General features: G+C 52.0%; 22 protein-coding genes, 2 pseudogenes and 1 other annotated feature. Of the genes and pseudogenes, 15 read left to right on the forward strand and 9 right to left on the reverse strand.

Annotated features, from left to right (window positions below):
• Positions 1-470: 470 nt before the first annotated feature.
• The gene (locus FDW98_RS22915; RefSeq protein WP_001515348.1) at positions 471-1043 is read left to right on the forward strand and encodes a cytochrome b/b6 domain-containing protein; all 573 of its coding nucleotides are present in this window, start codon (positions 471-473) and stop codon (positions 1041-1043) included.
• 199 nt (positions 1044-1242) lie between these two features.
• A complete protein-coding gene (locus tag FDW98_RS22920; RefSeq protein ID WP_000167917.1) occupies positions 1243-2166 on the forward strand; it encodes a cation diffusion facilitator family transporter in 924 nt (307 codons plus the stop codon).
• A 121-nt stretch (positions 2167-2287) separates the two neighbouring features.
• On the opposite strand, the pseudogene FDW98_RS23730 reads toward FDW98_RS22920, so the two are convergent.
• A pseudogene (locus FDW98_RS23730) lies at positions 2288-2404 on the reverse strand (hypothetical protein); the annotation flags it as partial.
• 24 nt (positions 2405-2428) lie between these two features.
• Here FDW98_RS23730 and relB point away from each other — a divergent pair.
• Together relB and relE are read left to right on the forward strand one after the other, a co-directional pair.
• Positions 2429-2668 carry a type II toxin-antitoxin system antitoxin RelB gene (gene relB, locus FDW98_RS22930; RefSeq protein WP_000534858.1) on the forward strand — a complete coding sequence of 80 codons (240 nt, stop codon included), beginning with the start codon at positions 2429-2431 and terminating at the stop codon, positions 2666-2668.
• Positions 2668-2955, forward strand: coding sequence for a type II toxin-antitoxin system mRNA interferase RelE (relE, locus tag FDW98_RS22935; protein ID WP_000323025.1), 288 nt, complete (start codon positions 2668-2670; stop codon positions 2953-2955). The genes relB and relE overlap by 1 nt, the downstream gene beginning before the upstream one ends.
• A gap of 119 nt (positions 2956-3074) precedes the next feature.
• Here relE and FDW98_RS22940 read toward each other — a convergent pair.
• A protein-coding gene (locus FDW98_RS22940) for an IS3 family transposase (RefSeq protein WP_165590718.1) occupies positions 3075-4315 on the reverse strand; the annotation gives its coding sequence in 2 pieces (ribosomal slippage) (positions 3075-4000 and positions 4000-4315; 1242 coding nt in all).
• Positions 3891-4007 (reverse strand) — a sequence feature (AL1L pseudoknot). Its footprint overlaps the gene before it by 117 nt.
• Positions 4316-4480: 165 nt before the next feature.
• On the opposite strand from FDW98_RS22940, the gene FDW98_RS22945 reads away from it, so the two are divergent.
• From FDW98_RS22945 to FDW98_RS22990, 10 genes are all read left to right on the forward strand, one after another.
• Positions 4481-5749 (forward strand): hypothetical protein, encoded by a 1269-nt coding sequence (locus FDW98_RS22945; RefSeq protein ID WP_020833806.1) that lies wholly within the window; start codon positions 4481-4483, stop codon positions 5747-5749.
• 400 nt (positions 5750-6149) lie between these two features.
• Positions 6150-6443 carry a helix-turn-helix transcriptional regulator gene (locus FDW98_RS22950; protein ID WP_024143021.1) on the forward strand — a complete coding sequence of 98 codons (294 nt, stop codon included), beginning with the start codon at positions 6150-6152 and terminating at the stop codon, positions 6441-6443.
• Positions 6444-6447: 4 nt separating this feature from the next.
• Positions 6448-7773, forward strand: coding sequence for a type II toxin-antitoxin system HipA family toxin (locus FDW98_RS22955; RefSeq protein WP_020833804.1), 1326 nt, complete (start codon positions 6448-6450; stop codon positions 7771-7773).
• A 60-nt stretch (positions 7774-7833) separates the two neighbouring features.
• Complete coding sequence (locus tag FDW98_RS22960; protein WP_000134171.1) at positions 7834-8040, forward strand: hypothetical protein; 207 nt, start codon at positions 7834-7836, stop codon at positions 8038-8040.
• A gap of 97 nt (positions 8041-8137) precedes the next feature.
• A complete protein-coding gene (locus tag FDW98_RS22965) occupies positions 8138-8704 on the forward strand; it encodes a TnsD family Tn7-like transposition protein (protein WP_077909720.1) in 567 nt (188 codons plus the stop codon).
• Positions 8704-10302, forward strand: coding sequence for a Tn7-like element transposition protein TnsE (locus tag FDW98_RS22970; RefSeq protein WP_020833803.1), 1599 nt, complete (start codon positions 8704-8706; stop codon positions 10300-10302). The genes FDW98_RS22965 and FDW98_RS22970 overlap by 1 nt, the downstream gene beginning before the upstream one ends.
• Positions 10303-10465: 163 nt before the next feature.
• The gene (locus FDW98_RS22975) at positions 10466-11368 is read left to right on the forward strand and encodes a YafY family protein (RefSeq protein ID WP_020833802.1); all 903 of its coding nucleotides are present in this window, start codon (positions 10466-10468) and stop codon (positions 11366-11368) included.
• Positions 11369-12002: 634 nt separating this feature from the next.
• The gene (istA, locus tag FDW98_RS22980; RefSeq protein ID WP_042846898.1) at positions 12003-13544 is read left to right on the forward strand and encodes an IS21 family transposase; all 1542 of its coding nucleotides are present in this window, start codon (positions 12003-12005) and stop codon (positions 13542-13544) included.
• 12 nt (positions 13545-13556) lie between these two features.
• Positions 13557-14312: an IS21-like element helper ATPase IstB gene (istB, locus tag FDW98_RS22985; protein ID WP_137398961.1), complete on the forward strand. Its 756-nt coding sequence runs from the start codon at positions 13557-13559 to the stop codon at positions 14310-14312.
• A gap of 751 nt (positions 14313-15063) precedes the next feature.
• Positions 15064-15756 (forward strand): reverse transcriptase domain-containing protein, encoded by a 693-nt coding sequence (locus tag FDW98_RS22990; RefSeq protein WP_071882548.1) that lies wholly within the window; start codon positions 15064-15066, stop codon positions 15754-15756.
• Here FDW98_RS22990 and FDW98_RS22995 read toward each other — a convergent pair.
• The 6 genes and pseudogenes from FDW98_RS22995 to FDW98_RS23020 all read right to left on the reverse strand — a co-directional run.
• Entirely contained in the window at positions 15671-16531 is an 861-nt protein-coding gene (locus tag FDW98_RS22995) for a LysR family transcriptional regulator (RefSeq protein WP_011783503.1), read from the reverse strand. The genes FDW98_RS22990 and FDW98_RS22995 overlap by 86 nt on opposite strands.
• On the reverse strand, positions 16525-17535 hold the full coding sequence (locus tag FDW98_RS23000) for a phosphonate dehydrogenase (RefSeq protein ID WP_011783502.1): 1011 nt from the start codon (positions 17533-17535) through the stop codon (positions 16525-16527). The genes FDW98_RS22995 and FDW98_RS23000 overlap by 7 nt, the downstream gene beginning before the upstream one ends.
• A 9-nt stretch (positions 17536-17544) precedes the next feature.
• The gene (gene phnE, locus FDW98_RS23005; protein WP_020833798.1) at positions 17545-18375 is read right to left on the reverse strand and encodes a phosphonate ABC transporter, permease protein PhnE; all 831 of its coding nucleotides are present in this window, start codon (positions 18373-18375) and stop codon (positions 17545-17547) included.
• Between the two features lie 10 nt (positions 18376-18385).
• The gene (gene phnD, locus FDW98_RS23010) at positions 18386-19249 is read right to left on the reverse strand and encodes a phosphate/phosphite/phosphonate ABC transporter substrate-binding protein (RefSeq protein WP_011784780.1); all 864 of its coding nucleotides are present in this window, start codon (positions 19247-19249) and stop codon (positions 18386-18388) included.
• Positions 19246-20091 (reverse strand): phosphonate ABC transporter ATP-binding protein, encoded by an 846-nt coding sequence (gene phnC / locus FDW98_RS23015; RefSeq protein WP_011784779.1) that lies wholly within the window; start codon positions 20089-20091, stop codon positions 19246-19248. Before phnC ends, phnD begins: the two co-directional genes overlap by 4 nt.
• Positions 20092-20283: 192 nt before the next feature.
• Positions 20284-21714 (reverse strand): annotated as a pseudogene (locus FDW98_RS23020) (IS1634 family transposase); the annotation flags it as partial.
• Positions 21715-21757: 43 nt separating this feature from the next.
• On the opposite strand from FDW98_RS23020, the gene FDW98_RS23875 reads away from it, so the two are divergent.
• A complete protein-coding gene (locus FDW98_RS23875; RefSeq protein WP_077909722.1) occupies positions 21758-21886 on the forward strand; it encodes a MipA/OmpV family protein in 129 nt (42 codons plus the stop codon).
• Positions 21887-21994: 108 nt separating this feature from the next.
• On the opposite strand, the gene FDW98_RS23030 is transcribed toward FDW98_RS23875, so the two are convergent.
• Positions 21995-22576 (reverse strand): DUF6448 family protein, encoded by a 582-nt coding sequence (locus tag FDW98_RS23030; RefSeq protein ID WP_020833795.1) that lies wholly within the window; start codon positions 22574-22576, stop codon positions 21995-21997.
• Positions 22577-22717: the final 141 nt, after the last annotated feature.

Genomic DNA, 22717 nt, shown 5'->3' on the forward strand with positions numbered 1-22717 from the left:
TTGTCGAATGTCTCAGGGCGTGAAGCGGACATTGCAGACTGCCCAGTAGAAAAAGTGCTATCAGAATTATCTAAAGGAAGATCGTATTTACCATGTCTCATTCTAACTGTTTAATAAATTACAAAAATTAAAATTTCCATTTAATATCATCGCGTTAAGCAAGAGAATTAAACCTCTCATTTAATTTATGATTCTTATTTAATTCATGAGTTGGTGTAAAAATAGGTTGCCGCACTATAGAAAGACACATATTTAAACCCAGCAGGAAATCATATTTGAAAGTAATGTGTTTAAGGGGCTGCGTAACAAGAACAGCAAGTAAACACATAGTAATAACAGTTACCATTCCCATTTCGCAAGTGGCCATATCAGAGGTGAACTAATGCCTGCTGCAATTTTAAGAATTAAGGTTATCCTAATAATTCTTTTGTATGATTAAGATCATCGATAAATTTACTAAGGACTCATTAATGAAATTGCGACTCTGGAATCTATTACCCCATGATTACGCTCCTTTTTTTCGTATTCTTCACATCATTGTGGCATTTCTAATATTATCACAAATTATTAACTCTAATCTGACAGAGACCGAAGCAATTGGTGAACATAGTCTTGAAGGAGTTATAACCTGGATGCACATTATTTCAGGGTTAGGACTGATTATTTGTGGTTTTATTATGTTAAGTTGGATGCTTACTCAAAGAGGTTTTACTTATTATTTTTCATGGGTAGGGCTTGACTTTAGTGGTATTAAGCAAGATATAAAAACGTTGACTAGTTTCCGACTGCCCGATGCACATTCGGGAGGTATTGCCAGTACAATCCAAGGATTTGGAGTTCTAGCATTGCTAATTGTAGCACTTTCAGGTGGCCTATGGTTCTTGTTGAATACCATGCAGTCAAATCTGGCTGAAACAGTAATCCACTGGCATAAGTTCTTTACTACTTTCATTGAGGTCTATTTTTATGCACATGGTGCAATGGGAGTTTTGCATATTTTAATTGAAAAATATAAAAGCCGCTCAGTTAACCTAAGTGACTAATCTGTTGTGAGATAATATTACTTCAAGTTGAAGAAAACCCTAAAAATAAAATTTAGTTTACTAGAAGATGAAACAGCACTTGCAGAGACTTTTTAATTAAATTTAATAAAAACGAAAAAATATTCATGGCGAAATGATTGTTTAATTATCTATCATGGATAGAAATGTGAGTTAGTCGTCCTATTTTAGGAAGTTAATAATGACTAAAACAAAAGGGTTACCTCGTCCGCTGACGCACTACGCTTGGCTTTCCATTGCCACGGCTATTGCCACTATCGGACTCAAAGGTGTGGCGTGGAAAATGACCGGTTCGGTCGGTCTGCTATCTGATGCCATCGAATCCGTAGTTAACCTCGCAGGAGCCCTAATGGCGCTCTGGATGCTGACCTTGGCTGCGCTTCCGGCCGATGAGAACCATGCATATGGGCACGGCAAAGCCGAATATTTCTCGAGTGCTTTCGAAGGATTTCTGATCCTATTGGCGGCAGCCAGTATCGCCTATACCGCAGTTGAGCGGATGTTAACTCCACAGCCGCTTGAGGAGATTGGTCTCGGATTACTGGTTTCAACAGTCGCATCAATCCTTAATTTTGTGACGGCTCGCATTTTGTTAAGGGCTGGCAGGCAGCACAACTCTATCACTCTTGAGGCAGATGCTCATCACCTGCTGACCGATGTCTGGACGTCGGTCGGTGTCATTTTTGGTGTCGGACTGGTTTATCTGACCGGCTGGTTTTGGGTCGATCCGATCGTTGCATTGCTGGTCGCAGCCAACATCGTTTGGACTGGTTATCAGCTTATGAGTCGTTCAGCTGCAGGTCTGATGGACGTATCGCTACCCACGGAAGAACTCAAAAAAATCGAGTCACTGCTGGCAGGATATCGTGAACAGGGGCTTGATTTCCATGCACTACGTACACGCCAGGCTGGCGGGCGGGCGTTTATGACAATGCACATCCTAGTTCCTGGGCGATGGACTGTTCAATATGGGCACGACTGGGCCGAGCGTATAGAGAATGATATCCGCACCGCACTGCCTTTTATCCATATCACCACTCATGTGGAACCGTTGGAAGATCCCGCGTCAATGAACGACCAAACGCTCGACATTTCTGATCACTAAACTAACCACATGTCGCTGGTCGGGCAGGGTAACAAACCTCGCTCTACAAAAATTTCAGGTATTCTCTATAATTCTGAGGGTACTTGATGTGACCTGCGCCCAATTGTTGGGCACGCAATATTTTTAAAAAGTCCGCTTCTGGCACAAAGCGGACAGTGATCACCGTTCTTACGACTACTTTCTGACTTACTTCGTGACTTGCCCTAAGCATGTTGTAGTGCGATACTTGTAATGACATTTGTAATTACAAGGGGTGTAAGACATGGGTAGCATTAACCTACGTATTGACGATGAACTTAAAGCGCGTTCTTACGCCGCGCTTGAAAAAATGGGCGTAACTCCTTCTGAAGCGCTTCGTCTCATGCTCGAGTATATCGCTGACAATGAACGCTTGCCGTTCAAACAGACACTCCTGAGTGATGAAGATGCTGAACTTGTGGAGATAGTGAAAGAACGACTTCGTAATCCTAAGCCAGTACGTGTGACGCTGGATGAACTCTGATGGCGTATTTTCTGGATTTTGACGAGCGGGCACTAAAGGAATGGCGAAAGCTGGGCTCGACGGTACGTGAACAGTTGAAAAAGAAGCTGGTTGAAGTACTTGAGTCACCCCGGATTGAAGCAAACAAGCTCCGTGGTATGCCTGATTGTTACAAGATTAAGCTCCGGTCTTCAGGCTATCGCCTTGTATACCAGGTTATAGACGAGAAAGTTGTCGTTTTCGTGATTTCTGTTGGGAAAAGAGAACGCTCGGAAGTATATAGCGAGGCGGTCAAACGCATTCTCTGAACCAAAGCATGACATCTCTGTTTCGCACCGATGGTGACACTTCTGCTTTGCGTTGACAGGAGAAGAAGCCATGAAACTGAACCGCCCCGGTTTTTTTGGAGAGTGTTTAGTCCGGAAGCTCAGGCTGCCAGATCATTATTTGTACTGGTAGCATAATAAGCTTTTTCGGCTTCTACCGGCGGTATGTGTCCTAGCCGTTCCAGTAACCTTCGATTGTTGAACCAGTCCACCCACGCCAGTGTCGCAAGCTCCACTTCCGTGTGGTTTTTCCAGCTTTTACGGTGGATCACTTCCGCTTTGTAAAGGCCATTGATACTCTCGGCCAGGGCATTATCGTAAGAGTCGCCTGTACTGCCTGTCGACGCCAACAGCTCCGCCTCCTGCAGCCGCTGGGTGTACGCCAGTGACACGTATTGGGAGCCCTTGTCCGAGTGATGGATTGTACCTGAGGGGCGACGTGCCCACAGAGCTTGTTCCAGAGCATCCAGCACGAACCTTGCTTCCATCGACGATGAGACCCGCCAGCCAACGATCGTGCCTGCGAACACATCGATGATGAACGCCACATAGGCGAAGCCATGCCAGGTGCTAACGTACGTAAAATCTGCACACCAAAGCTGATTGGGACGTTCTGCCACAAACTGGCGGTTTACCAGATCCGCTGCTGCCGCTGTTTTACGACCGATCGTGGTCTTGATGACTTTGCCACGGAGTACGCCCCGAAGACCTATTATTTTCATCAGGCGTTCAACAGTACACCGGGCGACGCTAAAGCCCTCGCGGAGCAACTGACGCCAGACTTTTCGTGCCCCATAGACACTGTAATTTTCTCCGTAAACGCGTTTTATCTCCTGGATGATTTGAGCATCGCACTTTTCTCGTTGGCTACATTTCTCAGGATGTAGCTGGCGTTGCTGATGCCAGTAATATGTCGACGGGGCAATATCCAGTTCGCGACATACCGGCCCGACCCCGTGTGTACCACTCAGACGCTGCATAAGTGGCATTATTTTTTCCAGTGGCGGTCGAGCTCCGCCTGAGCAAAATAAGCTGAGGCCTGGCGCAATATATCATTGCTGCGGCGTAGCTCCCGATTTTCACGCTCCAGTTCTTTTAAACGCTGGCGCTCATTGGTGCTCAGTCCACCATCATCAGTGCTGACGGGGCTGACACCACCACGGACATCATTTTTATGCTGACGCAACCAGGCTCGTAGGGTGTCGTAATGGCACCCGATTTTTGACGATATGGCACGAATGGCATCCGGCTCAGAGTCATACTCATCACGGTGTTCCAACAACATTCTGACAGCGCGCTCACGCAGTTCAGGGGGATAGCGTTTGGCGGATTGTGATTTCATTTTGGGTCTCCTTTCACTGAGAGTTTAGTCTCCAAGAAACCCGGTACGGTTCAGTCTCCTTATGATGATGAGTTCAGGGCCATCCGTTATATTCAGCTCCGTGGTCAGGATATCGCGAACGCTCACGAGACAATTAACAGTGATATAGAGAGCCTTAAGGCACAGTTGACCGGGCTAATCAGCGGCACTGAACTTGATGAAGCGGAGCATCTGGCGCTTAAAGAACATCATCTGCGAGAAATGACCCCTTCAGATACTGCCATGCATTCTACTGGTCTCAAGACTATATATAGCGAGGCTAACCAGCGTGTATGCGGTGATATTGGACTGGCCACAATACTCTCCACGGATGACCTGGCTGTTGTAGATGCCCGGATCCAGAATCATATTAAAGAATTTAATGATCGCTACGCACTCGACGCCTGGGATTATGCTATTGCCTGCGGATGCGGGCTCATAGCATCCATGCTGGATTTACTTTGCGTCAGAGCCCCGCCAAAACCTACGGTGAGCTTTACGGCAGAAGTGGATGGTATTTTCAATAAACAGGTGCAGAAAGCCTTCAATGCCATTTTGCCGGAGGACCTGAGTACAAAACTCTCAGATTTGTTCCCTATAGGGGCACCAGACAGTTCGATCAGTAGCGATTTAGTGGGTGCGGCCGGTGGCGTTTTGTCTCCCACAAATCACCGCTTAAGAGCTTTGTCACACGATCCCATACTGGGCATTATTTTCGGTATAAAGGATATGCTGAACGGGACCTGTACGGTGGTTCAGAATGGACAGATCGTGGTTTATCCTTCCAGTAAAGGCGTTACTGACGAAACCAATATTTTCAGGCTCATCGCCAGAATGTTTGGACACCTGGCATCGGATGTTAATGCCCCCTCAGCAAAAGGAAACCGTGGCATGGGTTTACCGGCTCCTTTTATGGGGCTACTTCGTATGCTTGAGGGGATCCCTGTGGGGAGTTCTAACTTCGGCAAACAAATAGAGTACATGTATGTCAACGGATATGACTTTCGTCAGTTTATCGTGACAAGTATTCCGATGACCATAATGGAAGTTTTGATGCGGGTTTTCTATGTGGTGAAACAGGTATCGCTGGGAAAAGGAGCTTTTGGGGAGACCTTACTGGATACCATGCCGTTGCGGCTAAATCCACGCTTCCGGATGATGCTTGCCCTGGGTTATGGAACTTCCAGTGCTGTTAACGCAGGTAAAATGTATATCACCGGCAATATTCTCAATGCGAATTACGCCTCTTGGATGGGGTTGGCCTGGAATGGTTTTCACTCACTCAAGTGGTCCCTTTATCAGCGACACTTAAAGCTTTGGGCCGGTATTGAAAAGGCAGAACTGGAACGGTTTCAGAACAATATAGACAGCATCGAGGCATTGACCATCAGAGCAGGAAACTTGCCAGTCAAGTAACATTCACCGGAGCACCTCCGGAACCCCATAGCCCACCAGCTGCTAAAAATGTCTGCCTTTGCTTTTAATACTCTCTCTGCCTCCTCCCCGAGGCAGAGAGTAGCTCGTAGTTATTTATACAGCTCACAACAGGGCCATAAGATACTCCGCTTCTCGTTTACCGATGATCCTGATCTGTCAGCTCTCTTCCCGGATGCTGTACGAGCGTAACGGCTTATTATTGATAGTTCTCTCATATCAAACGTCATAAAGATTTATGCTGCCACTTGGTAACAGCCTAAAGGTTGTACTCTCTATTTAACAGCTTTTAGGCTGTTAATTTGATATTACAGCTTTTAGGGTGTATGTTTAGAAAACAGCGTACAAGGTGTATCAGAGGAACTACTGAGGCCAGCTTATGATCAATAATGATTACCCGTTAAACACGCTCAACCAGTTGCGTCCCTTGCTCATTGGTTTTCGCAAGGCGAATGGCCTGACGCAAAAAGACCTGTCCGAAAGGTTAGGTGTCACTCAACAGACATACTCACGTCTGGAAGCCAACCCTGCCAGTGCGAGCATTGAACGGCTATTCAAGGTGTTTTCCGTCCTGGGTGTAAAAATCAGCTTCTCCTCGGCAACCACTTCTTCAGAGAGGAAGCAGACGGAAGAAATATATAAATTAAATTCACCTGCACGACAGGAGGATTGGTAACGATATGAGCCGGAAACAGCAACGTCTGGTAATTTGGATGAACGGCATCAAAGTCGGGTACTGGGAAAAAAGCAAAGGGGTAGACAGCTTAGAATACCTTCCTGAATGGGTTGCTGACGAACAGGGAAGGCCGCTGTCATTGTCCCTTCCTTTTACTCCCGGGAACCAGGTCTGGCGTGGAAATGTGGTACGTGACTATTTTGATAATTTACTCCCGGACAGCGAAGGCATACGCAGACGTCTGGCAATGCGTTACAAGGCCGATAGCCTGGAGCCTTTTGATCTGCTGACGGAGCTGGGAAAAGACTGCGTGGGCGCGATACAGCTGCTTCATGACGGAGATGAACCCACTGATTTATATTCCGTGAAGTATCACCCGCTTACTGAATCAGAAATTGCGGCAACTTTGCGTAATACCACGGAGACATTGCTACCGGGCAGGCCAGAAGATAACGACGACTTACGTTTATCTATTGCCGGTGCTCAGGAGAAAACAGCCCTACTGTGGCATGAAGATCGGTGGTGTATGCCGGAGGGTAATACACCAACGACGCATATATTCAAGCTACCGCTCGGACTTGTGGGGAACATGAAAGCCGACATGAGCTCGTCGGTTGAAAATGAATGGCTCTGCTCGGTACTTCTCGACCAGTACGGGCTCCCCGTGGCAAGAACGCAGATTGCTCACTTTGAAGATCAGAAAGCGCTGGTGGTAGAACGTTTTGACCGAAAATGGTCAGGAGACGGACAATGGATCATTCGTTTACCCCAGGAGGATATGTGTCAGGCCCTGGGCGTTTCGCCATTACGAAAATATCAGGCGGACGGCGGGCCAGGTATATCGGAAATTATGGAGGTTCTGAGTAATTCAGACCGTGCTGAGCGTGACAAAGCGCAGTTTTTTATGACGCAGATAATTTTCTGGATGATGGCCGCAACAGATGGCCACGCTAAAAATTTCAGTATTTCTATTGGGCCACAGGGACGTTATCACCTTACACCAAACTATGATGTGTTGTCGGCATGGCCGGTGATCGGTCATGGGAACAATCAGATATCTTGGCAGAAGTGCAAACTGGCGATGGCCGTACGTGGCAGTAGCAACTATTACCAGATATATCGAATACAACGACGCCACTGGATCAGGCATGGTGAGATAACCGGCCTGAGTAAACAGCAGACAGAGGCGATGATAGAGGAAATCATCGCCAGAACCCCGGGTGTCATTGAACGTGTTAGCGGGCTTCTTCCGGACCAGTTCCCCCAGCAGCTTGCGGAAAGTATTTTTGATGGAATGAGGCAGCAATGCAGGCGCCTGGCTGAGAAATGACAGCCGCAATTTATAGTGTGCATGTTTTCAGAATAGCTGGTGTAAGCGTGAGGATTCAGTATGACTGAAGAACAAAAAAGAATAGAGCGGGCTATTGAGTTGGCTTGTCGTTACGGCGGAACCGATGAAATGCATCATCTGCAATGGGTCGTGGATCAGATGGTAAGAGAACTTGCTGGAGAACGTTATGCACAGATAGTAGCTGATGCCACCAGCGGAGAAGATGGGCCTGATACTTACAAATGGAGTGTTGGGATCGCGCCTTAACAGCTGTCGGTCTGGGGGTGAAAACGTATTCTTCATTCAGCGAATTCCCAGGCTTCACATTAAGACTAAAGCGGCGGCCGCAGTAACGTAAGAGAAAATAAATGGCTATTTTTGTCCTCCAGATAAAAAGAGCGGCCTATCGGCAGAGTATCGAGTCAGATGGCAGCAGTTGCTGGAAAGCCATGGGGTGAAGCAGGCCCGTTTATCTCATCAGGCGTTATACGCCTGGCTGTATCGGCATGATCGAAGCTGGTTTCTGCAATTTAACCGGCAACACCATCAGGGCCATGCTAGAGACAATCTCCGTGTCGATTGGCCAAAGCGGGATCGCATGGTTTGTCGTCAATTACTCCATATCCTCGATCAACATGAGTTGATGCTTGATTCCCCTCGGCTGTCGAGGAACTGGTATCTATCGAAACTTCTATCGGGAGCCATGATTGAGAAAAACTTGCGCTCTATGCCTCTTACTCGCTTGTTTTTTCAACGATATTGTGAAGATATAACAGGTTATCAGATTCGTCGTTTGGCTCTTGCTGCCGGATTGCTGGTGCAGACTGGTAATTCATTGCGCCGATGGCGACTTCTTCGCCTGGCTGGATTGAGTGATGAGCGATTAACCTCGCTGGCTGATGACCTATTGCGAGATGTATTGGGGGCTTGATGCAGGATATCCGTTTTGAAAAGGTATCTGACGATACAACCATTTTGGCAATCGGTTCTCTGTTCCGGCGAGTTAATCACACACAGTGGGGCATCAATCTGGATCTGGCTCCTCAAGCTGAAATCGGGTCGCTGCGGGTTTCGAATCTTCCTGTTTTGGCTCGTAAGCGGGTGTTGAATCCGACACAGAAGCATAAGTCTGCCGGTTTTCGGCTCTCTTTTACCATCGAGAGCTCGGCTACTTGGCAACGCAGATATTTAGGTGATTTCCCTGTTCCCTTGGCCATTCGCGCCATGGATAAACGTCAACACTGCTTCTGTTTTTTGGCAAACAACATACAGATCTATCTTCCCCAACTAGAGCTGGCAAGAGTACTGTTCTTACACGATGGCTATCTTTCACGCTCAGCACTTGAGCCTGATTATCTGAGAAGTGAGTTTTCGATTGAACACCATGGTCCCAACGTAGCCCGGGTGAATGTATTACCCTCCTCTAGCTATCCACTTAAGTCTCTGGATGATTATGAATCGCGACGTTTATTGAGCTGGATCTTGATCGACCCAGATGCCCGAGCCTCTTACGAAAGCATTGGTCGTAGTCAAAAGTTGAATGGCTATGAACAAAGTGGATATCGGCACTGGGATTTCGAGTTTACCCCTCCACCTTTACGCTCCGCTTCTTTTGAGGTTCGAGGGCGATTTGATAAACAAACCCAAAGCATGCTGGTTTACGAGGTAGCCAGTCTAAGAAACGTCCAAGCTGCGATTCCAGACGAAGTAGAGTTTTTCCATCCCAAGTTGCGAGAGTATGTGCATGGAGAGGGGGACGGTGCTGTGCGTTTGGTCGCTGAACGCCCGCCCATCCATTCGGTCCATGATGGGGCTGATGCGAGTGTGAATACTAAACCTGTTTTGTTGCAGGCTCCCTCTGTCGTATTTGAGTTTTCCAAAGCATTCAACACACGCAAAATAGCTGATAAAAAACAGGAGGGAGCTAAGGGTAAGGCTGACGATGAGATTAGCTCCAAGGCATCAGAGGACGTAAGTACTGAAGAGTCAGTTTTTGGGGGGATACTGCCCAGTGCTGAGTGGACTGCAGAGGCGGATGAAACCGATGATCTGCGTCTATATGCCAACAAGTTTGATTGTTTTCAGTCGATGCTTCAGCAGTTGGTGGCAATCCATGGTTGCGTCATTCGCTCCCAGCAACTGCACAAGCTACCTAAGCTCTACCGTTGTAAACGTCATCTGCTTCTGGATGGCAATCCAAGATGCTTGGCGGTTGTTGAGATGGAGTTGCAGGGCCGCACATTCTATATCCTAGAAGTCGATACATCTGATGGTGTTTGTTCTCTATCCACCCTGCTATTACGGCTGAAATCGTCTCTGGATTGGCCCAAGCAGCTTACGCTGTTGGCAGAAGAGTTAACCCAGAAATCACTGCACTGGCCAAGTCAGCGGCTAAAAATGCTCTGCGGCAAGGATGGCTATTCAGGCATTCCTCACCCGCAGACCAAATCAGTGGATAAGGGCAAGTTGCATGAGGAATCGATTGAGCACTGGGCAGCAAGATTTCATAGTTGGATGACTTCAATATAACGTAATAAATAGACTTTATATAAGACGCTCAATGTCTACATTTGAGGCTCCACGTCTTGTTGTTATAGTAAAATTGGTGCATGATTGTCATCAATTTGATTATGGTCATGGCACTATATGGATTACATCACTACATTCTCCTTTTATTTTGTAGCTACGGCACATGATTAGTTCACCCATTAAACGGGTCGAGGACTTGAGCCTTGCCCAGCGAGAGCGACTGGCTTACATCGACTTCCTGCTCTACTTCTTCGGTGATATTGGTCGCCCAGATCTGATTGAGCGCTTCGGTGTGGCTCCGGCAGGGGCAACGCGCGATCTGGCTCTGTACCGGGAAATCGCACCGCAGAACATTGAATTCGATGGTAGCAACAAGATCTACCGCATCGGCAAGGCATTTTCTCCGATTTTCGAGCATGCAATGCAGCGTGTTTTGTCGGCACTTGCTCTTGGGTTTGGTGATGGCGTGAACGTCGATTCGCAGCCGATGCTGCCATGCGAGTCTCCTGTGGCTCTGAGCTGCCCACAGATGGATGTGCTGGCTCCGATCTGCCGGGCCATCCATGCCAAGCGGCCAGTAGCCATCCGCTACCACTCAATGAGCAGCGGCGAGACCGAGCGGATCATTGTGCCCTTCGCGCTGGTCGATACCGGCCTGCGCTGGCACGTCCGAGCTTTTGATCGCAAGAGTGGCGAATTCCGCGACTTCGTTGTCACCCGCATCGAAGCGCCGATCCTGCTTGATGAAGAACCTAAGGCTAACGAGCGTCCGGACAACGACATTCAGTGGACGCGGATCGTGGAGTTGGACTTAGTGCCTCATCCGCGTTTTGAACGTCCAGAGGTCATCAAGATGGACTACGGGATGGTTGGTGGTTCGATACGAATGCGAGTACGGGCTGCTGTTGCGGGCTACATGCTGCTGCGCTGGAACGTTGATGCCTCACCCGATCACAGTCTTAAAGAAGAACAGTACCGCCTCTGGCTCAGCGATTCGCTGGCTTTGTACGGCGTTGAGAACGCAAAGTTGGCACCCGGCTATCACGCGCCTAATGGAAGGACATAAAGAAGATGAACAACGTATTTGGCTTCCGTGATCAGCTCATCAGTTTACGACCGTCATCGTGGCGCATGTGTGTAAATATCCGATAAGCTTGGCGAACGGAGCCTACATTATAAATGATGTTCGCTTACTTTCGAACCCATTAGTAAATGGCTTTATTTTTTAAATCTGGCATTGGCTGATACATCCCACAAACCTGCTAATGCGCTCGCAAACATCTGTCCATTCATACTGAAAACGATCAAGTTGAACAATTCTCTCTGCACTGAAATAAGCTCAATGTCGGACTGACAGAGAGTCTCATCTACTATAACTCGAATCTGAGCATTTTCTGGTAAGAAGGGTTTGATACCGAGTGTTCTGATATTGCTAATCACGTGAAAGTATTCGCCATCCATATACCCAATTGGTGGGTGGTGCCTATTCCGGCCGATCGTGAACGGTCATTCCGGTTCAACGTGAACACCGATTCTGGTTCAACGTGAACGCTCATTCCGGCCCAAGCTGAACACTTTTGCCCCATTTTCCGGAATGGGTGTTCATGATGCCGGAACAGCTGTTCACGTTGTCCGGAATCTGTCTTAACGCATTGAATTAAAAACCTTTGGTAGTCTCTCCCCTTTGCCGGGAAGAGACCATGTCCGCCAAGAGGATTGCAATGCGTAAAATTCGTGATGTTCTGCGACTACGGCTACAGGCCGGGCTCTCCTTCCGCCAGATCAGCCTCAGCACCAAGGTCAGCGTCGGCGCCATCCAGAAGCTGCTCAAAACCGCCGAGCAGTTGCAGCTGGCCTGGCCGCTGCCGGACGGGCTGGATGACACCCAACTGGCCCGGCTGTTCTATCCCGCTGCCGACACCCGCGGCAGTTCCCGCTTCCAGCTCCCGGACTGGCCCACGGTGCATCAGGAGCTCAAGCGCAAGGGCATGTCGATGCAACTGCTGTGGCAGGAATACACCGAGCGTTACCCCAACCGCTGCTACAGCTACTCCCAGTTCTGCGAGCGCTACCGGGGCTGGTGCCAGCTGCAGAAGCGCTCCATGCGCCAGCAGCACAAGGCCGGCGAGAAGTGCTTTATCGACTACTGTGGCCCCACCGTGCCCATCGTCTCAGGCTCGACCGGCGAGATCCGCCAGGCTCAGATCTTTGTCGCGGTGCTTGGCGCCTCCAACTACACCTATGCCGAAGCCACCCTGACCCAATCGCTACCGGATTGGCTGCACAGCCACGTCCGCGCCTTTGAATTCTTCGGCGGGACGCCGGCCCTGCTGGTGCCAGACAACCTCAAGAGCGGGGTGAACAAGGCCTGCCGTTATGAGCCGGAGCTCAATCCCAGCTACCAGCAGCTGGCCGCCCATTACCAGCTGGCGGTGATGCCGGCGCGTCCTTACAAACCCAAGGACAAAGCCAAGGCGGAGGTTGGGGTTCAGGTGGTCGAACGCTGGATCCTGGCGCGGTTACGCCATCACACCTTCTTCTCGCTGGCGGAGCTGAACCAGTGTCTCCGCGCGCTACTCACCGAGCTCAATGAGCGCCCGTTCAAGCAGCTACCGGGCAACCGCCGTCAGGCTTTCGAGCAGCTGGACCAGCCCGCGCTCACGCCGCTGCCACAGCAGCCTTACCGTTACGTGGCGATCAAGTCGGTCAAGGTCAACATCGACTACCACGTACAGTTCGAGCAGCACCACTACTCGGCACCCCATCAGTACGTCGGCGAGACGCTGGAACTGCATGCCGGCGACCAGCTGGTGCAGCTCTACTTCCGCCAGCAGCTGGTGGCCAGCCATCCGCGCAAGCACCAGCCCGGCACCACCACCCTGGCGGCGCACATGCCGGTGCGCCACAGCAAGCAGCAGGCCTGGACCCCGGGCCGACTCAAGCAGTGGGCGCAGGATATCGGCCCCGACACCCTGCGCTGGGTGAGCGACCGGCTGGCCGAGAAAGCGCATCCGGAACAGGCCTACCGGCTCTGTCTGGGACTGCTCAACCTCACCCGCAGCTACCCGCCAGAGCGGGTGAACGGCTGCTGCCAACTCGCCAACCGCGAGGGGTTAAGCCGTCTTAAGCAGCTCAAATCGGTACTCGCCAGCAACCGTGACCAACTGCCTGAGCAACCGAGCTTCACCTTGGAGCTCCCCCAAAGCCACGACAACATCCGTGGCCCCAACCACTTCCACTAAGCGGAGAACAGCATGAGCCAACAGACCCTCAACCGCCTGCGCGAGCTCAGACTCGGCGGCATGGTCGCTGCCCTGCAGCAGCAACAAGAACAGGTCGCGACCTACGACGGCCTGTCGTTTATCGAACGGCTGGGACTCTTGGTCGAGCAAGAACATCTGGCGCGCGAGCAACGCAAACAGGCGCGGCTGGTGCGCCACGCTCGCCTCAAGCTGAGCGCCACCACCCAAGAGATCGACTACCAGCACCCGCGCAACATCGACCGAGCCCAGATCGCCCGGCTGGCCCAGGGCGACTGGCTGCAACGCGGGCAGAACCTGCTGATCACCGGCCCCTGCGGCAGCGGCAAGACCTATCTGGCCTGCGCCTTGGGCTATCAGGCCTGTCTGCAGGGCTACGGCACCCACTACCACCGCCTGTCACGGCTGCTGCAGAGCCTGACCCAGGCCAAGGCCGACGGTAGCTACGGCCGGCTATTGGCCCAGTTGGCCAAGGTCGAGCTGCTGATCCTCGATGACTGGGGGCTGGAGCCGCTGCTACCCGCCCAGCGCCACGATCTGCTGGAGATCATGGACGACCGTCACGGCCGCCATTCGACCGTGGTGATCAGCCAGCTGCCGACCGACCAGTGGTACGCCAGCATCGGTGACAGCACCCTCGCTGAAGCGATCCTCGATCGGCTCATGCACAACGCCCACCGGCTGCAACTGAAGGGCGAATCGATGCGCAAACAACGATCGCCATTGACCCAAGATGAACAGCCGCGCTAAAAAGCCGGCAAGGGAAATGCGCTAAGACGAGCGGTGTTCACGTTGGCCGGAATCACTGTTCAACTTCGCCGGAATACGCAGGTGGGCCATAATGAATTCAAGAAGAATGTCATGGGGGATGGAAGAAAAGCTGTTCGATCGATATCGCAAACTGGTCAAGACGTGACGATAGTCAACGGATAGTTCAGGTGAAAGAATCAGCTGATCTACGCGAACTGTCATTACCTTGTGATTATTAGCCATGGGCACAACCTCGAATATTAACAATGCAGCCATATTACTAACTGAGGGGCGTGCTGTGTTTTCTCTAATTTCGGTATTTCCGCAATTAGAGAAAAAAATTCCAAGCGCCAGGTATGGAAGGCGTATCAGCGCGTTAAATCAAATCGAGGTGCGGCCGGTGTAGATGGCCAGACGATTCAGCCGTCATTCCGCACCTAATTTCGAGAATACTTTATGTGACGAATGTCACGTGACCGAGAGGCCGATAAATAACTTCCTGACACCAATGGTGTCTTGCATTAGTGTTGCTCGGTTAAGTTGCCAAGGTATGGCCAGATCACAGATGTCTTAACCATCATCGGCATACCTACCGCAGGCTGGAGCCAAACGGTGAGAATCGCGGAACCTAGCAAACTTCGTCAAACGTGTAGCGAACGTCGCCGAAAAAAATCCAGAATCAGGTGCGGAAAGTCGGATTCAGGACTTTGATCGAGACTTAAGTAAGAACCTCTATCTAATTTGGAATCGGATGTCGTCCGGCAGCTATTTCCCACTGTCCGTCAAAGCAGTTCCAATTCCGAAGAAAAGTGGAGGAGAAAGATTGCTCGGGGTACCCACGGTTAGCGATCGTATAGCGCAAACTGTGGTTACTATGACGCTGGAACCTATCCTGGAACCTGTCTTTCATGTGGACTCGTACGGGTATCGGCGCGGGAAATCCCCGCATGATGCGCTTGCGATCACGCGAAAGCGGTGCTGGGAAAGGGACTGGGTGCTGGAGTATGACATCCGTGGCTTGTTTGATCATATTGATCATGAGCTATTGCTCAAGGCCCTTGACCACCATTGCTCTGAATCCTGGGTGCTGCTGTATGTGAGGCGCTGGCTAACGGCACCGATGCAGACGAAAGATGGTAAGCAGGAACGACGGAACGTTGGCACACCACAAGGTGGCCCGTTATCGCCAGTTCTGGCAAACCTGTTTCTGCATTATGCATTGGATCGTTGGCTGACCGTTCGTCATCCGGATATCCCATTCTGCCGATATGCAGATGACGGAATACTGCGTTGTCGAAGTGAGCGTGAGGCTCAGTATCTGCATTCCCAGCTAGATATGCGTGAGGTGGACCCAATAGCTATTCACAGAGATGCCCAACAAACGAGTATACTGGCCTGTGTTTGTCCAGGCTGCTCGGATAAATCACCATCAGCTCCTTGCTAAGGCCAGGCTCACTCACGGGAATAGCCACCAGACTTCCATTTTGGACCTCCTCCCGTACAGAACTTTCAAGCACCAACGATGCGCCAAGTCCGACCTTAACCGCTTGCTTGACGGCTTCGGTGCTACCCAGCTGCATAGATACCGTCGGAAATGGCCCATGCTCACCGAAGTAGGTCGCCAAAAGCCGGCCAGTGCCGGTGCCGGGTTCGCCGCCGATCAGAGCCATGTTAGACAGCGTATCGCGGTCGATATCGGTTCGACGGGCTAACGGGTGACCAGGCGGAACGATTAGAACAACGGGCTCGTTACGCCACGCCTGAGCATGGAATCCGGGTAGATCATGCCACCACTCCATAATCGCCACGTCCAGCTCACCGTCCGATAAATGCCGTGCAATAGTCGGATTGGAATCTATTACCACATCCACCTCGGGCCCTACGCCCAGCTCCTTGTAACGACGGATGTAGGGCTGGAGCATATAAATCCCAATATTGGAGCTCGCCCCAACGCGAAGTCGAGCCTCCATAATGGAAGATCTCGCCTGCTCCTCCAGCCGGAGCAGACTTCGGGCAAAAGGCAACAAGGTTAAGGCAGCCCGGGTTGGCTCACAGCCAGAGCGCCCCCTGTGGACCAATAAAACGCCAAGTTGGTTTTCGAGTTTTTGAAGGTGCTGGGACAGTGTGGGTTGTGCGATGTCCAACTGGCGGGCTGCGGCCTGAAACCCGTTGTGGTCCAGCACCGCCACGAAACTCTTCAGCCAGACAAGATTCAGCATGGGCCGCTCTCGCGGCCACTGGGATCATTGATCGCATCACCCGGCCGCTCACCCCGAAGCACTTGCAGAATGTTCCGAGCAGCGCGTTGCTCGATAGCCAGACGCACCTGGCTGACTGCCGATCCGATGTGAGCAGTAAACAGCGTGTTGGGGTGGGCCCTGAGCCCCTGGGCGATCTCCCTCGGACGATCTTCTCTCGCCCAATCTTCCATCTCAAACACATCAGCGGCGTACCCCCCCAACTGACCGGATTGAAGCGCTTGCAGAACACTACCCTCATCCACCACAGATCCACGGCAGGGATTGATAAGGAATGCGCCCGGTTTCATTCCTGTTAGCGTTTCGCGATTAATGGTGTGGAGGGTTTGCTCATTGAGCGCCAGTGCCAGGATCACAATATCTGACTGGGCCAGCAGCATCTTGAGGGGAGTATGGGACAAACCCAGTGCCTGCTCATGCTGCACGGGTAAACGTTCCGGCTGGGAATAGATTAAATCCGCTCCCCATCCGTTCAGGCGCTGCGCCACCGCTTGGCCGATGGCCCCCATACCCACAATACCAATCCGTGAGCCTTCGATCCCCTGCCCATAGAAGCGTGGTGTCCAGCCAGTAAATTCACCGGATCGAACGAAGTGGTCCGCCGCCTTGACTTGTCGGGTGAGACTGATCGTCAGCCCGACCGTTAGCTCTGCAGTAGGCACGGTTAGCAAATCCGGTACAAATGTCAGCCAAACCCCATGACGCGTGCAGGCATCCACATCAAAGTTGTCATAGCCTTTCAGGGCTGCACCAATCACCTTCAAGCGCGGACACCCCTGTAGGAACTCCACTCCAACTCGGTCTGGCATGAACGCCATCATCGCATCAGCGTCTGCAACGCGCGCAGCCACTTCCTCCTGGGGCAACGTGGCGCCGGATTGGTTGGTGACCAGCTCGCAATCTTGGGCAAGTTCATCCAGAACACTGTCATGGATCTTATGGGTTATCACAACCTTGGGTTTCATCGACGGTCCTTATTTGAATTTCTTACGAAGGCGGCCACTGAGACTGTCCACGACGGTGACCATCAACAAGATGACAATGAGAATGGCGCTGACTTCCTGATACTGCATGATTCTCAGCGAGCCCATCAATTCGAAGCCAATACCACCGGCACCCACCATGCCCATTACGGTCGAGGCACGGAAATTGTATTCCCAGCGATAAATGGACACGTCCGCGAATTGAGGAAGTACTTGTGGCAGCACGGCGTGATAGAGCACCTGCAAGCGAGTAGCGCCGGCAGCATCGGCCGCTTCCACTGGCGCCTCATCTACATGCTCAATCGCTTCGGCAAAAAACTTTCCAACCATGCCAATGGAGTGAAGACCGAGCGCCAGTACGCCAGGCAACGCCCCAAAACCAACAGCAGCCACGAAGATGATGCCCATGATCAGTTCCGGGACTGAACGCAAACCGTTTAAAAGGGTTCGAGTTACTTGGAACACCACCGGATGTGGAGAGGTGTTGCGCGCAGCCAGGAATGCCAGTGGCACAGACAAGGTTACTGCAATGGCAGTACCGGCAATGCTCATCGCAAGCGTGTCGATTAACGGCGACACCCAGCTGGCCACATTGGTGAAGTCAGGTGGAAGAGATTCGCCAATGAGTGTGCCTATGGCTGGCACGCCATTGGCAAGTGTATTGAAATTGAGCAGCCCTACGTGCCAACTTGCGACAAAAATGATGAGCAGCACTAACAGCGACTGTCCGAGTTTTTTCCGCCAGCCTTTCGCGTGCTCATCCAGCACGGAGGCCGACGGGGCCGGCGACAGAGTCGCCGGTTCCGTCGTTGTATAGTTCATGGGGCACTCCTCACATTTTTGCGAAATCAAGATTGAGCAGGCCACCCATAGCGCGGATGACATCGTAATCTTCGTCGGTAATTGCCGCGAATCCCTCAGCCTTCAGGTTGTCGAGAATCTCCGGGTCATCGATCTGCAGAAAGGCTTTCTGAATGTTGCTCTTCAGCTCAGGGGCCAGGTTCGAACGCATGGCCCAGGGGTATTGAGGAAAGTCACCGCTGTAGCCCAGCACTTTGACCTTGCTCCGATCAATCAAACCGCGGTCCATCACATGCTCGAAGATAACTTCGGACAACCCTCCGGCGTCGGCATTGCCATTGGCGACGTTAACCGCAACAGCGTCATGGCTACCGACGAAATGAGCCTCATAGTCCTTTCCGGCTTCGAGCTCTGCCTTCTCAAGGAGTACGGTCTTGGGGATCAGGTGGCTGGAAGTGGATGCGCGGTCACCGTAGGCCATTTTCTTGCCTTTGATATCCGCGAAGGAGCCAACGCCAGAGTCCGCATTGGCAATAATGATGGAGCGATAAGTCGGCTTCCCGTCTACCACCATGGCGGCAAAGGGTTCAATGTCACTCTTACTCTTGGCCATCACATAGGACAACGGACCAAAGTAAGCCAGGTCAATTCGGCCAAAACGCATGGCTTCGATCATGGAGGAGTAATCGGTGGTAACAATCAGTTCTACTTCCTTACCAAGAGTGGTTTCCAGGTAATCCTTCAAAGGTTGGTTTCGCTTGATCAGTTCTGACGCGTTCTCATCCGGCAGCAAGGCAACTTTCAAAAGATCAGGGTCTGTATCTGCGGCATGGGCTGACCAATGGATGCCGAGCATCATTATCAGAGCCAGCAAAGAGTGAATCATTGTCTTCATTGTGCTATCTCCAGTACGTCTGTCGTTATCGGGGTGGTCTTAGGTTTATGGATGGCTGGTTTGCCTTCCGCAGCTACCACGCTGGGTGACCGGTGGTAAATCTCGTCCAGGTGTTTCGATTTCAGGTTTTCAGGAGCATCGTCAAAAACGATATGAGCGTTCGAAAGGCCGATGATCCGGTCTGCAAAACGCTGGGCGTATTCCAATTGGTGCAAGGAAATAACCGCGGTGATTCCATCTTCCTGACAAATATCGCGCAGTAGGCCGAGTACCTTTTCAGAAGTGGCCGGATCCAGGCTGGCAACGGGCTCATCGGCAAGAATCATGGATGGTTGCTGCACCAATGCTCTGGCGATTCCAACCCGCTGCTGCTGGCCGCCGGACAACTGATCTACTCGGGAAAGCGCTTTGTCAGCCAGACCTACGCGGTCGAGGCATTGCAGAGCCAACTCCAGGTCCTGCCGGGGCAGGGGAAGCAGGCTTCGCCAAGTACCGTGATACGCAAGTCTGCCTGTCAGCACATTCTGTAACGCGGTGTATCGTTCGATCAGCTGGTGATGCTGGAACACCATGGCGGTGCGGCTGCGGTGCTGTCGCAGGATTCTACGGTTGGTCAGTTCACCAAACTCGCCAGACACAACCTTCCCGGTTGTGGGCTTAACCAGGTGATTCAGTGAACGAAGCAGAGTGGATTTACCCGCGCCTGAAAGTCCCAGTAGCACGGTGAATTCGCCCTTGTGAAAGTGAACGTTGGTGGGTTTGAGCGCGAGGACGTTTCCCGGGTAGGTTACGCCCATACTCTCGACTCGAAGCATCACATTGGTTGATTGAGTTGGCGCCACAGGATCACCTTTTGCAATAAATAAGCTCGCCGTATTGCGAGTTACAATTGAACGGTAAAGCTGAGAGATGACACTGTCGTGTCACTGACGTGACAGGTTGATGAAGTGCTTTTGGTTCGCAAGGATTTTCCGAAGGGCTCTGTGAAATACATGGAGCTCAGCCAAAGTGGAACCCGACATTCCGCACCCGCTTCATGAATAAATCTGCCGGTATCGAGGGCCGAGAACGTCGATGATGGTCTCCTGAACGGTGTTGATGTCGGTCACTTGGGCTGGTTCGCCCCCCAGGCTGTACTCGTGGATCCCGCCAAAGCACAGGAAGATCCAGCGGGCGGTTGGCTTCTGCGTCGGTTTCTTCTTCATGTCCGGCACGCTGCGGCCTTGGGCAACCAGCCCTTTGCGGATACGGTGCTCCAGCGCGGCGTAAATCATCAGGCTGCAGGTCATCACCATCAACAGGGCTTCAATGCGCTCCGGCTTTTTCAGATAGAGCGATGAGGTCAGGAACTCGGGGCTTTTGAGGAAACGAAAGCCGCGCTCAACCGTTTGCTGTGCCTTGTAGGTGGCCAGCAGTTCGGCCATGGTCAGGGTGCCGCTCAGGTCGTTGGTGGCCAGGATGAACACGCCCGTCTGGGCGTTGGCCTCCTCCACCCGTTCCAGGCAGGTAGCGGCCTGACCCTCGATGCGGTACTGATAGCTGTCGGGTTGCTGGCCGCTTTTGGGTCTGCCGGCGCTGGCGTAAACGGGCTCCGTCAGCACGTGGCCTTGCACAATCTCCAGTAGTTTCAGCCCGTTGGCAAAGCGCGCCAGCTCCGCTTCGGCATCGGCCTGACAGGCAAAGCGCCGCGCGCACAGTTTGGTGAACGCCTTGAGCTCGCGGGTGCTGTCGCCCAGCAGGTGCTTGGCCAGCGTTTTCTGCTCGGCATGGTTGGCCTTTTCGCTGCGCACCAGCAGCCAGCGCTGCGGCACATCCGCGTAGTCGGCATCCAGCCAGCGCCCCTGGTAGCCATCGCCCAGCGCGGTCAGCGGCGCCTCACCAATGGCTGCCACAGCATTCCGTGCTTCCGTCAGGGTGCGCGGCACGCGGGTGATGAACAGCTGGCGCTGATGATGCAACAGGTGCAGGGTCTCGGCGCAGTACAGCGCTGCATCACCGACCAGATAGCGGCTCTCCTGCGCGGACTTGAGGCTGCGCAGGTGGCGATTAACCGTCTCGCGAAAGGCGCTGTTATCGTTGCTGTTGCCACTGAGCGCTTGCAGGTACACCGGCAAGCCGGCCTGATTCTCACAGATCAGCTCCAGGATCACCTGATTGAGCTCTGGCCGATGGTCACGGCTGTATCCCCGCACCAGTTGCAGCCGGCCGGTCTGTTCGCCATCGGCGCAGTCATAGGCGCCATCGACGTGAAAGCTGGTGATATCAAGATGCACCGCCGTGGGCTTGAGCCCCAGCTTGGCGACCACTTGCTCGGCCATCACCTGATAAAGCGTCGACACATCGGCCGCAAACAGCGCATCCAGACAGCGCCCGAGCACATCATCATTAAGGTCATCGGCGCAGAGCCCGGGGCCGATCAATCGCTCGACCGGCTTGTTGGCGAAGAACTGCGGGAACATGCAGAGGTCTTAGCGTACGATTTTTTCCGTTTCGTGAGCTGACCCCTACCTGAACAAGAACTGGCAGATCTTCGGCGAAGCTCTTTACGAAGTTTATGGGAGTGACGTCTCAGATAGCCCGATATCCCAGAATGATTATGAAGCGGAGATTGGTGTTGGGTTCATTTATGTTTTTTGATGCGCCTTAATAGAATGATGGTACCAATTCAGCCGAAGGCGAAACTGGAAATGAATACAACGGCAAAGCAGGCCGTCAGCCTGCTTTGCGTCTGCGTGAAGATAGGAATTAGTCCCCCTGCCCTCCAGCAGCGCCATGCACGCCCTCTATATAGCGAATGTAATTGACGTAGTCAGCGACAAAGGCACGCCCCTTATCGACGCTTTGATCAGCCATGGCCCTTGCACGCTGAGCCTCATTATAACGCTCACGAATACCGTTCTCGATCTTGCGGGTTATATTTGCCACGAGGGGATCAATTTGCCCGTTTTTCAACGCCGCATCCGCCGCCATTAAACCCGGATCAATCTGTCCGGAAGGCTTGATGCCGGTAAAGGGTTCGCCTTCGGAGGCACGATGAACCTTAACGAGCGTCGAGAACAGATGCTGATCGGCAATGTTTTTCGCAGTTTCGCTTTGCCCGCGGACTTGGAGCACATCGGCGAATACCCTTTTGATTTCGGCCTCATCCTTTGCCGGCACCCATTTGAGCAAGGGCTTAACATTGCCTGACTCCAGTGCCGCACGGGCTTCGGTAATCGCGGGACCGTCCAGAGCATCACAATGAGCTTGGGCGCTGGCGGCAAACATCAGGCTGAAGATTGCTGCGGCCACTGCGGGAACAGCGGTTTTGCGTAATTTGGTTTTCATACATGACCTCTTCATATTGCGTTGAGCTTCACGAGCACCGGGTTTGGTGGCGCTTCGCAATCAGAGTACGGAAGGGAGGCCAAAGAATCGTTCGCAAGTACGAAACCGAACCGATGCCATGGTTTAGAAATAAAAACCTAC

The sequence above is a fragment of the Citrobacter sp. wls711 genome (assembly GCF_005281055.1).
Lineage (GTDB): Bacteria > Pseudomonadota > Gammaproteobacteria > Enterobacterales > Enterobacteriaceae > Citrobacter > Citrobacter gillenii.

Coding starts and splice junctions, on each gene's coding strand:
- FDW98_RS22975 (WP_020833802.1), top strand. CDS start 10,466: ATGATTAGTTCACCCATTAAACGGGTCGAGGACTTGAGCCTTGCCCAG.
- FDW98_RS22955 (WP_020833804.1), top strand. CDS start 6,448: ATGAGCCGGAAACAGCAACGTCTGGTAATTTGGATGAACGGCATCAAA.
- FDW98_RS22995 (WP_011783503.1), bottom strand. CDS start 16,531: ATGCTGAATCTTGTCTGGCTGAAGAGTTTCGTGGCGGTGCTGGACCAC.
- FDW98_RS22960 (WP_000134171.1), top strand. CDS start 7,834: ATGACTGAAGAACAAAAAAGAATAGAGCGGGCTATTGAGTTGGCTTGT.
- FDW98_RS22990 (WP_071882548.1), top strand. CDS start 15,064: ATGTCGTCCGGCAGCTATTTCCCACTGTCCGTCAAAGCAGTTCCAATT.
- FDW98_RS22970 (WP_020833803.1), top strand. CDS start 8,704: ATGCAGGATATCCGTTTTGAAAAGGTATCTGACGATACAACCATTTTG.
- phnE (WP_020833798.1), bottom strand. CDS start 18,375: ATGAACTATACAACGACGGAACCGGCGACTCTGTCGCCGGCCCCGTCG.
- FDW98_RS23030 (WP_020833795.1), bottom strand. CDS start 22,576: ATGAAAACCAAATTACGCAAAACCGCTGTTCCCGCAGTGGCCGCAGCA.
- istA (WP_042846898.1), top strand. CDS start 12,003: ATGTCCGCCAAGAGGATTGCAATGCGTAAAATTCGTGATGTTCTGCGA.
- istB (WP_137398961.1), top strand. CDS start 13,557: ATGAGCCAACAGACCCTCAACCGCCTGCGCGAGCTCAGACTCGGCGGC.
- FDW98_RS22920 (WP_000167917.1), top strand. CDS start 1,243: ATGACTAAAACAAAAGGGTTACCTCGTCCGCTGACGCACTACGCTTGG.
- relE (WP_000323025.1), top strand. CDS start 2,668: ATGGCGTATTTTCTGGATTTTGACGAGCGGGCACTAAAGGAATGGCGA.
- phnD (WP_011784780.1), bottom strand. CDS start 19,249: ATGAAGACAATGATTCACTCTTTGCTGGCTCTGATAATGATGCTCGGC.
- relB (WP_000534858.1), top strand. CDS start 2,429: ATGGGTAGCATTAACCTACGTATTGACGATGAACTTAAAGCGCGTTCT.
- FDW98_RS22915 (WP_001515348.1), top strand. CDS start 471: ATGAAATTGCGACTCTGGAATCTATTACCCCATGATTACGCTCCTTTT.
- FDW98_RS23000 (WP_011783502.1), bottom strand. CDS start 17,535: ATGAAACCCAAGGTTGTGATAACCCATAAGATCCATGACAGTGTTCTG.